The sequence below is a fragment of the Caballeronia udeis genome (assembly GCF_001544555.2).
Taxonomy (GTDB): Bacteria; Pseudomonadota; Gammaproteobacteria; order Burkholderiales; family Burkholderiaceae; genus Caballeronia; species Caballeronia udeis.
Genome location: NZ_FCOK02000020.1, coordinates 47,663 through 59,439 on the forward strand (window position 1 = coordinate 47,663; position 11,777 = coordinate 59,439).

Genomic DNA, 11,777 nt, shown 5'->3' on the forward strand with positions numbered 1-11,777 from the left:
GGCGGGTTACGCACCCGGCGCCAACCCGCCCACCCTCACCATCAACCCACCCCCGTCCTCGCGATTGCGGATATCGAGCGTAGCCCCATGCCGTCCCGCAATGCTCGATGCAATCGCGAGTCCCAGCCCGCTGCCCGACCCTTGGGCACCGGCACCGCGGTAAAACCGGTCGAACACCCGGTCCAGTTCATCGGGCGCAATGCCCGTGCCCGTATCTACCACTTCAACGCCCATGCCCTGTATATCGCGCGTGAGGATCACATCGACCTTGCCGCCCTCGGGCGTATGGCGAATTGCGTTATCGATCAGATTGTTCAGCAGGATACCCAGCGAATCTTCGTCGCCCATGATGACGTAGTCGTCCGATGCGTCGCGCGAGCGCTCCTCCAGCCCCAGGTCGATACCCTTGGCCTCGGCCAGCAACGACAGGTCGCTCACTGAGCGTTCGGCGAGACGGCGCAGACTCATGGGCGCCACCGACCCCGCCCGGTTCGCGTCCTCGCGCGCCATGGCCAATAGCTGGTGTGCAAGGTGAATGATCCGGTTGAGCCGTCCCTCAAGACGCTCGAGCGTCTGGCCAACGCCTTGCAACGTCCCGTCACGCCGGGCCGCCTGAAGCTGCAGCTTCAACGCGGTCAGCGGCGTGCGCAACTCGTGCGCGGCGTCGGCAACGAAGATTCGCTGCGCCTGCGACGCGTCGTTCAAACGCCGCAGCAAGTCGTTCAACGCGTCGACCAGCGGACGGATCTCCACCGGCACCTTCGTGCCCGCCTGTAACGGCTCAAGCGAGTCAAGCGAGCGTCGCGATACCGCACGCGATAACCCGCCGATCGGCGCGAGTCCCCGCGCCACGACAAACAACACCAGCACAATGGTCACCGGCACCACCAGCGCCAGCGGCCACAACGTGCGCCAGGCGAGCCGCAGCGCCAGATCCTCGCGAACGGAGAACGGTTGTGCCACCTGGATGTACCGGTCCGGCTGCTGCAGGCCGAACACGCGCCATCGATATTCGTCGCGTTCAATCGACTGGAATCCTTCAGCGATACGCGGCAATGCCGGTTCCCCGATCGAGTGGTAAACGAGCTTGCCCTGCTTGTCCCAGATATCGATCGCAATACGGTCGTCGGCTATGCCGTTGAAGTCGTGGCTGGGCTGCTCGGCAGCGCCGGCGGTAGCAATATTCGGCGGCAATGAAAGCGCGACGGTGCGCAACTCGTAGTCGAATAACTCGCTCGCTTCGCTGCGTGCGGTGTCGAAGATGCCGTAGCCCGCTGCCAGCGACGTCGCGGCCAATCCGAAGATCAGCCAGCCGAGCAGCCAACGGCGTATGGATGTCATTCGAGTCCCTTGAGCCGGTAGCCCACGCCCCGGATCGTCAATATCTGCTCCGCGCCAATCTTGCGCCTGAGACTGTGGACATGCACTTCAATGGTATTGCTGCTCACTTCCTCACCCCAGCCGTACAGCTTCTCCTCCAGTTCCGCCCGCCTGAAAACGCGTGTTGGCTCCTCGATCAGCACCTGAAGCAACGCGAACTCGCGTGGCACCAGCGGCAGCGGCACACCGGCCTTGCTGGCCTCGTGTGAGGCGGGATCGAGGGCAAGTTGGCCATGCGTATAGACGGGCTGCTTTTGTCCGCTACGACGTCGCAGCGCCGCGCGCACGCGTGCAGCGAGTTCGTCGAGATCGAAGGGTTTCATGAGGTAGTCGTCGGCGCCCGCATCCAGTCCGCGAACGCGGTCGTCCACGGCATCGCGCGCGGTCAGGATGATGACTGACGCCGCGCCGCCTGCCTTGCGGTACGTGTTCAACACCTGGATGCCATCGCGTTTCGGCAAGCCGAGGTCGAGCAATACGAGGTCGTACACCCCATTGCCAAGCGACAGATCGGCGGCGCGTCCGTCCGCCGCCCAGTCGATTGCGTAACCCAGCCGGCGCATGGAGTCGAGCACGGTCTCGGCAATCATCTCGTCGTCTTCCACCAGTAATAGCCGCATCGTGAAGTCTCCCAGGTTCTATCAACAAGTATGGAGCATCAATTGTCAGCGGCCCGTGCTTAAGCGTTCCTTAAGCACGCGCTTCCTAGAATCGGCCGCTCCTTCGATGAATCTTGCCCGTTCACTTTCTTCTCCCAGGAGCCAGGCTTGCCTGCATTGTCCGCCATCCCGAGTTTGTACCTGTGCCAGCTGGTGTGCGCCAGCACGTGCGCGGCGCTGCTGGCCGGCTGCACCTCGTATCACCGCGAGCCGCTCGCGACGCGGGACACATCGACCACGCTCACTACGCTCTCACGCGTGCAGATCGACCCGGCGACCATGCCCTTGCCTTCTCTTGCGGCGCATCGCTTCGACCCCTCGGACGGCCTCGACATCGAAGAGGTCGCCATGCTGGCCGTGGCGAACAATCCAGACCTGAAGCTCGCTCGCGACGACGTGGGTATTGCACGGGCACAAGCCTTTTCGGCGGGATTGCTGCCTGATCCGCAACTGGCCGTTTCCAGCGATTACCCGGGCATGGAGGGCGCCACGCGTGCGTTCAATTATGGCTTGACCATGGACGTGCTGGCGATCTTCACGCGCGGCCCCAACAAGCAGTCGGCGGACGCGACCGTCGCGAAGACCGATCTCGGCCTGCTCTGGCAGGAGTGGCAGGTCGTGGCGCAAGCAAAACAACTGTTCATCAAGGCGCGCTTTCAAGAGGACACGCTGCCGTTGCTTGCGCAACAACGGGACCTGTCGCGCACACGTTATGAACGCATGGCCGCGGCCCAGCGCGAGGGCAACCTGACCGAAGACACGCTGACCGCCGCACTGACTTCGTATAGCGACGCGCGCAAGCTTTATACCGATGCTGAACGCGCGGCCGAGCAGACGCACCATGACCTGAACCAGCTGCTGGGCTTGTCCCCCGACGTGCAATTGCAGCTTGTTGGCGAGCCCGAAGACACATCGCTCGACAACACCACGGTGGATAGCGCGCTCGCCGCGCTGCCGCGCCGGCGGCCTGATCTGTTGGCCCTGCAAGCGGGCTACGAGGCGCAGGAGCAAAAGTATCGCGCGGCGGTCATGAGCCAGTTTCCGTCGCTGACCGTGGGGTTCGACCGTCAACGCGACACGTCGAATATCTACACGTCCGGTTTCCAGATCAACCTGAGCTTGCCCATCTTCAACCGCAACCGCGGCAATATCGCGATCGAGCAAAGCACGCGCCAGCGCCTGCGTGATGAATATCAAAATCGCCTGAACCAGGCATTCGCGGACGTGGCCCATCTGCGTGCCGACGACGCGATCCTCTCGCGCCAGCTCGAGCAGACCGAAGCGGCGTTGCCCGGAACGCAGCGTGCGGCGCGCGACGCCGCCGCGGCCTTTGCCGAGCACAACCTGACGCTCGGCGCGTACACGGATGCGATGTCGGCCGCGCTGACCAAACGTGTGGATATCGCGACACTGCGCGAGTCGCGGGCCGAACAGCGTGTCGGCCTCCAGGCGTTGCTGGGCAGCGTGATCCCCGACGCCTTTTCTTCCGACCTGACCCTGACCGAAGCCCATGCAAAATAACCGGCTTTCGATGCACGCCTGCATCGTCCTTTGTCTTTGCTTCAGCGTTTTCTCCGAAGCCAGCAACGCTCTTGCCGACGACACCGCGGTCGTCGTCACAACCGCCCTGGTCCAGCGCGCGCCGATAGCGCAACCAGTGCGCGCGTACGGAATCGTCGCGGCATCGGCGGCTAATCTCACGTCGATCAACCTGCCCTACGTGGCCCGGATTACGCAACTGCGCGTGCAGACGGGGCAGCCGGTGAGGCGCGGCGATCCGCTGTTTGTCGTACAGGCCGACCCCGCTGCCGCGCTTGCCGCTACGCAGGCAAGAAGCGCCGCGACACTGGCCGACGGCGAGCTCGCGCGCACTCAGTCGCTGTTCGACAAGGGCCTCGCCACCGCGTCGCAACTGGCCGGTGCGCGCAAGGCGGCGCAGGATGCGCGGGAGGCGCTGGCGTCGCAGGCACAGAGCGGGATCACGAGCGGAGCCAAGGTCGTTGCGTCGCCCGTCGACGGCGTGGTGTTGCAGGTTTCGGCGGGACAAGGCGATCAGGTGCAGGCGGGAGCGCCGATCATGCAACTCGCCGGCGCGGACAGCGGCCGACCCGCGCGCGGCAACGTGATGCTGGCGGTCGAACCCTCGCAAGCCGTCAACATCCATGCCGGCGATGAGGTCCGCCTGCGCGGCCTGTCGACTTCGCTCTCGAAGGTCTCCATGACCGGGCGTGTGGTCCTGGTGGGTGCGTCTATCGACCCGCAAAGCCAGCTCGTCGATGTGGGCGCGAACGTGCCGCTAGGCAATAGCGCATTCATTCCCGGTACGCGCGTGGCTGCGGATATCGATACGAACCGCGGCATGCACTGGGTCGTCCCGCGCTCGGCCGTACTCAAGGACGACCACGGCGACTTCGTGTTCCAGGTCATGTCCGGCAACAAGGCGCACCGCGTGAACGTGGTGACGCAGATAGAGGATCGCGACCGCTACGGCATCGACGGTCCGCTCAATGGGGCGCAGCCGGTGGTGGTCAGCGGCAACTATGAGTTGACGGATGGCATGACGGTGCGGGGCGCCGGAGGCGCGCCACGATGAACTTCGGCCAATGGATGCAGGCGCACCGGCGCTCATTGCTGTTCGTGATCGGGTTGCTCGCTGTTGCGGGCGCACTGACCGCGTTCCGGCTGCCGATCTCGCTGTTCCCGAACGTGGCGTTCCCGCGTGCCGTTGTCTCGCTCGATGCCGGCGACCGCCCCGCCGAGCAGATGGCGACGCTCGTCACCATGCCGGTGGAAGAGGCGCTTCGGCGCGTGCCCGACGTGCTCGATGTCGAATCAAGGACGAGCCGCGGGTCCGCCGAGATATCGGTGAACTTCAACTGGGGCACCGACATGGCGCAGGCGACGCTACAGTCGCAATCGTCGATCAGCGAGATCCTCGGGACGTTGCCGCAAGGCACGTCGATGCAGGTCCGCCGCATGGACCCGACGGTGTTCCCGGTGCTCGCGTACAGCCTGACGTCGAAGCAGCAATCGCTTTCCGCGCTGCACGACCTGGCGCAGTTCCAGATGCGGCCGCTGTTGTCGTCGGTGGAAGGGGTGGCGCGCGTGGACGTGACCGGCGGCGCGACCGACGAGTTCGAAGTGGCCGTGGACCCCGCCCGGCTGGCGGCCTACAAACTCTCGCTCGCCGATGTATCGAAGGCGATCAGCGCGAGCAACGTGCTCATGGCGACCGGCCGGATCGAGGATCACTACAAGCTCTATCTGGTCATAGCGGATGCGACCATTACGAAGCTCGACGATCTGAGGAACGTGGTGGTGGCGGCGAACGGGCCCACCCAGATCCGGCTCGGCGATGTTGCCACGGTGCGCGCGGGCGTCACGCCGCAATGGCTGCGCGTGACCGCCGACGGGCAGGACGCAGTGCTCGTCAACATCTACCAGCAGCCGGGCGCGAACAGCGTCGCCATGGCGAAGGCGATCCGCGCAAAGCTGAGCGCATTCCAGCCGCAGATGCCGCCGGGCGTGCGCCTCGCCAACTGGTACGACCAGAGCGAACTGGTGACCGCAGCCGCCACGAGCGTGCGTGACGCCATCATGATCGGCGTCGTGCTCGCTGCGCTGACACTGTTCGCATTCCTGCGCAACTGGAAGATCACCGCGATTGCCGTGGCGCTGGTGCCGGTCGTGATGGCCGCGACCATCCTCTTGCTCGATGTGTTCGGCATGGGCTTCAACATCATGACGCTCGGCGGCATGGCGGCGGCGGTAGGCCTGGTGATCGACGATGCGATCGTGATGATCGAGCATATCGTGCGGCGCATGCGCGAGGGCGGTGCGAACGCGTTCCATGGCCGCGTGATGGCGGCCGCGCTCGAATTCACCCGGCCGCTTGCCGGGTCGTCCGCGGCGACGCTGATCATCTTCGTGCCCCTCGCTTTTCTGTCGGGTGTGACGGGCGCGTTCTTCAAGGCGCTGTCCGTCACCATGGCAAGCGCGCTCCTCATTTCGTTCATGGTCACCTGGCTTGCCGTGCCCATCCTCTGCGACCGATGGCTCAAGCCCAAGGACGCGGAGGAACACACGGAGACTCGCCTCGCGACGTGGATGAACAAGCACTACGCGACGTTGATCGGCCGCGTCAGCGCACGGCCGGTGCTCGTCCTGATCGGCCTCGTACCGCTGGTTGTTGTCGCTGCGTTCGCGTTCACCCGGGTGGGCAGCGGGTTCATGCCGACCATGGACGAAGGCGGTTTTGTGCTCGACTATCACACCGAGCCGGGTACATCGATCAGTGAAACCGACCGGCTGATGAAGCAGGTCGAGGCGATTGTCAGCGCCAATCCGAATGTCGCCACTTACTCGCGGCGGACCGGCGCAGGCTTGGGCGGCGATCTGAACGAGCCGAACCGGGGAGACTTTTTCGTACGCCTGAAGTCCGGCAAGCGCGAGCCGATCGAGACCGTGATGGAGGAGATTCGCTCGAAAGTGGAAACGGATGTGCCCGGGGTGAATATCGAACTTGCACAGTTGATGGAAGACCTGATCGGCGATCTGACCTCCGTGCCGCAACCTGTGCAGATCAAGATCTACTCCGACGACCAGACCATCCTCAACTCGACCGCGCGGAAGGTGGCTGAGGCGATCGGCAAGGTCCAGGGCGTGGTGGATGTGAACGACGGCATCAATCCCGCCGGCGACGCGCTTGAACTGCACATCCGGCCAGATGCGGCGGCGGCCGAAGGCATGGATCCGCAAAGCATCGCGCAGGCTGTCTCCGACATGGTGCAAGGCAATATTGCCACGCAGTTCCAGAATGGGCCGAAGACGGTCGGCATTCGGGTTCGGGTGGCCGGTGCGCTCGCACTTACCGACACGCAGCTCGGCCAGTTGCAGATCCGCGCGCCGGACGGCCATCTGTTCGCGCTGGATCGCGTGGCTTCGCGTGTGACCGTGACGGGCCAGCCGGAGGTGAGCCGGGACAACCTGAAGCGCATGGTGGCGGTGACGGCGCGTATTGATGGGCGCGATCTGGGCTCGACGATTGCCGACGTGCAGAAAGTGCTCGCTACGGCCAATCTGCTGCCCACGGGCGTGTATTACGAACTAGGCGGCTTGTTTAAACAGCAGCAGATTGCCTTCAAGGGTTTGATGACCGTATTCGGCGCGGCTGTCGCGCTGGTATTTGGCCTGCTGCTGTTTCTCTACGAGCGTTTTCGCATTGCGCTGGCCGTGCTTGCCATGCCCTTGCTGGCGACCGGCGCGGTGTTTGTCGGCCTGTGGGTCACCGGCATTGAACTCAACATCTCCGCGATGATGGGCATGACGATGATCATCGGCATTGTCACCGAGGTGGCGATCTTCTATGTATCGGAGCTGCAGGGGTTGATGCGCGACGAGGAGATGCCGCTCGACCGCGCGTTGATAGAAGCGGGCCGGAACCGTTTGCGCCCGATTGCCATGACGACCATTGCGGCCATTCTTGCGTTGCTGCCGCTGGCGTTTGCGCTGGGCCAGGGATCGGCCATGCAGCAACCTCTGGCGGTGGCGATCATCTCCGGTTTGATCGTGCAGTTGCCGCTGGTGCTGCTGTTGTTGCCGGTATTGCTGCAGTTGTTGATGAAACCGCGGGGCACAAAGGAATAAGGCAAAGGAATAAAAAAGGGGCGCCGGATCAGCGCCCCTCATCGAGTTACACAAACTAGCTTCACAACACTCAGCCCTCAGCCGCGGGACTTTCATCCCGCGTGCACAACACCGTGATCAGTGATGCGAGAAAAGGGAGTTATGCGGGCCCATTGGAATGACACTGCTTGACTGGCTCGATCCGTAGGTCGAGGGGCCGTATGCGTTGTTTGCGCCGTCCTGTTGATCTGCGTGACGAGTCGTATTCGAAGCGGTCTCCTGACCTGCCGGGTAGTGCGTTTTCGACGGGGGAACCGTCCCTTGTTGTTCAGCGGTGATCAGGTCGGCGCGGACTTGCGCACGGGTGACCGGATCGTTCGCGGTCTGTGCGAACGAAGCGAGCGGAAGCGTCAGGGCCGAGGCCGCGAGCAACGACAGTACAAGCGATTTCATGATGCGTTCTCCTGGAACGAGAGGTCATCCGGCGTATCCGGATATGGGATGGCTACATCGCGAAAAGTGCCGTAACCGGCACCTCGTCAACCACGATGCATGCTTCCAGATTACACAGTGCTCCTTAACAGTTCCTTACCTGGAAACGGGTGGTTTTAGCGACACGTCCGCCGCTGGCAGGTCCTTAAGGATGGCTTAAGCAGGTGCATGTCACACTGGCTGTAACTGTGTGTAATAATCCATCCCCGTCCCGGTTACTTCGCTGACACAAAGCTGCATTAATGAATATTCAAAACGCCCGCCGCTGGGCGCCGCGAGGCAAGCGTGTGTGGTTGATGAGTGCGCTTGCGCTTTGTGTCGCAAGCGGGGTCAGACTCGCCTTGCATCCGTTTCTCGGCCCGGTCATGCCAGGTGTCGCTTTCTGTATAGCGGCGGCCATGGTCGAATACTTCTTCGGTCTCATTCCTTCGCTGACGGTCATGCTGCTTGGACTGGGCATTGCCGATTTCCTGTTCGTACCGCCTTACGGACACATTACGATAGTTACTCGCGATGACGTCGTGCTGGCGATTTCGTACCCGCTCGTCACGCTGTCCACCATCACCCTTATCGAACGGCTGCGGCGCGCGCAATTCGGTGCGGAAATGATCGCGGCGGTGGCGCTGTCGCGCTATGAAATGCTCCTGCGCGCCGACAATGAACGTGCGCTGTCGCGCCGGGTTGTGGATGAAACGCATCGGCTGGTGCGGCATTTGCCGCATTACCACGACGCCATCATCCTGCTGCAGGCAGTCGATCGCGACGCGGCGCAAGGCGCCAAGGAAATGGCGCCCGGGCGGCTCTTCGCCAATGCCCATCCCGACGACATCGAACGGTTGCAGCGTGGTTTGCAACCGGGGCGGCACCGCGTGCGGATCGGCTCCGGCGACGGCATGCATAAACTTGTGGAATGCATCTGCGAGCGCTTTACCACGCACGCCGGCGAGTTCCTGATCCTGCGCACGGTTGAATAGCGTGACAAAGGAACCGCCCGCGTTGAACGGCTCGATCTTTTATCCCGGCAGCGATCACGCTGTGCTGATGCTGCATGGCCTGTCCAGCTCGCCGCTCGAAATGCGCCATCTCGCGCGTTACCTGAATAGCGAAGGGCTCACCACGTGCGCGCCCAACCTTTACGGTTACAGCGCGGGCACGCCGGAACTACGCATGGAAGCATGGGTAGCGGCCGCGGTCCGGGAATTCGATGCGCTGAGCGCCCGTTACCCCCGAGTGTCCGTGTGCGGCCTGTCCATGGGCGCTACGCTGGCGCTGGCGCTCATGCGTGAGCGCGCGAGCGCACAGGCTATGGTGCTGCTGTCCGTCACGCTCGACTACGACGGCTGGGCTATGCCGTGGTATCGATTCCTGCTTGGGTGGGCTTATTACACGCCGTTGCGCAATCGCTGGAGATACCGCGAGGAGTCGCCGTTCGGGCTGCGCAACGAGGCGTTGCGCGCGAAGGTCGGCCGGGCCATGCAGCGCAATGATCTGAGCGAAGTAGGCCCGTCGAGCATCTCGCTTTCCGCGTTGCACGAGGCCAGCCGCCTTGCCGCGAGCGTGAGAAAAACACTGGCGGCGCTCAAGAACGATTGCCTGCTGATCCATGCAATTGACGACGAGACGTCCAGCCCGCGCAATGCGCAGTTCGTTGCGGCGAACATCGGATCGACGGTTCTGCGCACCATCTATCTCGACGATTCGTATCACATGATCACCTCCGACAACGAGCGGGAAATCGTTGCGCGCGAGACAGCTGTGTTCCTCAAGGAAAGCGAGGCCGCCAGCAGTGCCGAAGGTGGCGCGAAGCCAGTGGTTTCGAAGGCGCTGGCCCGACGTCTCCGGCAGATGGCGTCCATCGGCAAATAAAGCCCGGGCAGCAGCCCGGCGGCGGCCTGAAGCGGCGCCGAAGCTTTCAAAACAATTTTTGGTAACTGAACGCTCCGCGCGCGGATAAGCGTGGCTTAAGCATGTCCCGCTCACTCTACGAGGAGCGCGGATTCAATCATGCATGCGGCGGCCGATTTCCCTTGAACTACCGACGTGCCGCATTCCGCGCTGCCGGTCGACATGGGCGCAGCATCGGATGGACGCGGGCCTTGTTCGAGATCGAAAGCAAATTCCGTTTGGGCGCGAGCCCGGAGAGATTGTCATGCAAACCACCCTGTCGATCGCATTGCGCGCCCACGCGGTGCTGTTGTCGGCGTCGGTGGCGGTGCTGACGGCGGTTTGCCTTTGCATCGTCTTGCTGCTGCACGTGCCGCTGGATGATCCGGGCACGTTCGGGCACAGGGCGACGTTATTCGGTATCGCGGTGCTCGGTGCGCTGTTTGTGCGGCACAAGGCACGCTGCGCGTTCAGGGCCGCCTTGCAGACGCGCCAGATCCGGTTGAGCGACGTCAACGCGAACGGTATTTTCATCAGCGACGGCTGCCCGCACGCGTGGCTGGTTCAGATGTACGCCGAGCTTTGTCCGGTGGCGGCGCGTCGGCAGATCGAGTCGGGAAGCCCTGCACGCGATGTGCGAGGGCCGAAGGCGAGCGATTGACGGTGCTGCGGGCGTTTGCCGTCAATCGGGTCAGGTGCGGGTCAGGTCTGGCCGCGGCGCACGCTGCGAGCGACCGGTCTGCGTTTCAGAAGTAGTGGCAGACGTAGTCGACGGTTTCAATCACTTCGATCTCGAAGCTGGTGTTGCCCGGCACGGTGATGGACTCGCCCGCGCCGTATTCACGCCACGCGTCTTCTCCCGGATTACGTACACGGCACCGGCCGGCGTTCACATCGATCTGTTCAGGGGCTTGCGTCGAGAACGTCAGCAACGCCGGAAAAATGACGCCCAGCGTCTTGCGCGTGCCATCGCTCAGAAGGACGGTATGCAACACGCATTTGCCGTCGAAGTAAATGTTTGCGCGCTTGAGGATCGAGGCGTTGTCGAATTGTGCGGTCGTTGTCATGCGTTGAAATTCCTATAGTCCGGTTTGTTGGATCGGCATGGCCAACCCTTTAAGCGTGGTTTGCTGCCCCGCAAAACATAGTCATTATCCTGCCGCTTGGCAATGACCCCGTGCACGTGTCACGCGCCCGGCCGGCAGGCACGGAAATGCTAGATAGGGAAACCGGTCGTCGAGAGGATTTCCTTCAGGACCATGAATGTCCTGACCTGGCGCACGCCCGGCAAATACAGCAACTGCTCGGCATGCAGGCGGTTAAAGCTCTCGCTGTCGCGCGTACGGACCAGCATGAAGCAGTCGAACTCGCCTGTCGTAATGTGGCACTCCATGCATCCCGAAACCTTTTGGGCGGCTTTCTCGAACGCGGCGAAAGACTCCGGCGTGGAGCGATCCAGCACCACGCCGATGATCATCAGCATGCCCGCGTTGAGCTTCTTCGGGTCCAGCAACGCGACCGTGCCGCGGATCAGGCCCGCTTGTTTAAGCCGTTCCACGCGGCGTAAGCAAGCCGGCGCACTCAGGTTCACCTTGTCCGCCAGCGCGACGTTGGAAATAGAGGCGTCACGCTGAAGCTGCCTGAGGATGGCGCGGTCGACGCGGTCCAGCTCGGCGCCCGCCGGGTCGCTGACACGTGAACCGGCACGAACTTTTGTTGCGCTCATGGCAATTTACC

General features: G+C 63.1%; 11 protein-coding genes. 6 read left to right on the forward strand and 5 right to left on the reverse strand.

Features of this window, described 5'->3' with window-relative positions; translation table 11 throughout:
* Positions 1-6 precede the first annotated feature (6 nt).
* Positions 7-1,341 carry an ATP-binding protein gene (locus tag AWB69_RS16275; RefSeq protein ID WP_062086457.1) on the reverse strand — a complete coding sequence of 445 codons (1,335 nt, stop codon included), beginning with the start codon at positions 1,339-1,341 and terminating at the stop codon, positions 7-9.
* The gene (locus AWB69_RS16280) at positions 1,338-2,000 is read right to left on the reverse strand and encodes a response regulator (protein ID WP_062086459.1); all 663 of its coding nucleotides are present in this window, start codon (positions 1,998-2,000) and stop codon (positions 1,338-1,340) included. The genes AWB69_RS16275 and AWB69_RS16280 overlap by 4 nt, the downstream gene beginning before the upstream one ends.
* A gap of 147 nt (positions 2,001-2,147) precedes the next feature.
* Here AWB69_RS16280 and AWB69_RS16285 point away from each other — a divergent pair, with 147 nt between their 5' ends.
* Genes AWB69_RS16285 through AWB69_RS16295 form a run of 3 tightly spaced genes read left to right on the forward strand, consistent with a single transcriptional unit; the run spans position 2,148 to position 7,685 of the window.
* Positions 2,148-3,560, forward strand: a complete 1,413-nt coding sequence (locus AWB69_RS16285) for a TolC family protein (RefSeq protein ID WP_082913434.1) — start codon at positions 2,148-2,150, stop codon at positions 3,558-3,560.
* Positions 3,550-4,632, forward strand: coding sequence for an efflux RND transporter periplasmic adaptor subunit (locus tag AWB69_RS16290; protein ID WP_062086461.1), 1,083 nt, complete (start codon positions 3,550-3,552; stop codon positions 4,630-4,632). The genes AWB69_RS16285 and AWB69_RS16290 overlap by 11 nt, the downstream gene beginning before the upstream one ends.
* On the forward strand, positions 4,629-7,685 hold the full coding sequence (locus AWB69_RS16295) for an efflux RND transporter permease subunit (RefSeq protein ID WP_062086463.1): 3,057 nt from the start codon (positions 4,629-4,631) through the stop codon (positions 7,683-7,685). The genes AWB69_RS16290 and AWB69_RS16295 overlap by 4 nt, the downstream gene beginning before the upstream one ends.
* 117 nt (positions 7,686-7,802) lie before the next feature.
* Here the strand turns inward: AWB69_RS16295 and AWB69_RS16300 are convergent, their stop codons facing one another.
* Positions 7,803-8,117, reverse strand: coding sequence for a DUF4148 domain-containing protein (locus tag AWB69_RS16300; protein ID WP_062086465.1), 315 nt, complete (start codon positions 8,115-8,117; stop codon positions 7,803-7,805).
* A gap of 281 nt (positions 8,118-8,398) precedes the next feature.
* Here AWB69_RS16300 and AWB69_RS16305 point away from each other — a divergent pair, with 281 nt between their 5' ends.
* The 3 genes from AWB69_RS16305 to AWB69_RS16315 all read left to right on the forward strand — a co-directional run bounded on the left by AWB69_RS16305 (position 8,399) and on the right by AWB69_RS16315 (position 10,701).
* Positions 8,399-9,130 carry a DUF4118 domain-containing protein gene (locus tag AWB69_RS16305; protein ID WP_062086468.1) on the forward strand — a complete coding sequence of 244 codons (732 nt, stop codon included), beginning with the start codon at positions 8,399-8,401 and terminating at the stop codon, positions 9,128-9,130.
* A gap of 1 nt (position 9,131) precedes the next feature.
* The gene (locus AWB69_RS16310) at positions 9,132-10,022 is read left to right on the forward strand and encodes an alpha/beta hydrolase (RefSeq protein ID WP_269447483.1); all 891 of its coding nucleotides are present in this window, start codon (positions 9,132-9,134) and stop codon (positions 10,020-10,022) included.
* 283 nt (positions 10,023-10,305) lie between these two features.
* Positions 10,306-10,701, forward strand: a complete 396-nt coding sequence (locus AWB69_RS16315; protein ID WP_062086470.1) for a hypothetical protein — start codon at positions 10,306-10,308, stop codon at positions 10,699-10,701.
* Positions 10,702-10,786: 85 nt separating this feature from the next.
* On the opposite strand, the gene ppnP is transcribed toward AWB69_RS16315, so the two are convergent.
* Together ppnP and AWB69_RS16325 are read right to left on the reverse strand one after the other, a co-directional pair.
* A complete protein-coding gene (ppnP, locus tag AWB69_RS16320) occupies positions 10,787-11,107 on the reverse strand; it encodes a pyrimidine/purine nucleoside phosphorylase (RefSeq protein ID WP_062086472.1) in 321 nt (106 codons plus the stop codon).
* Positions 11,108-11,256: 149 nt separating this feature from the next.
* Entirely contained in the window at positions 11,257-11,766 is a 510-nt protein-coding gene (locus AWB69_RS16325) for an Lrp/AsnC family transcriptional regulator (protein ID WP_062086474.1), read from the reverse strand.
* Between the last annotated feature and the right edge of the window lie 11 nt (positions 11,767-11,777).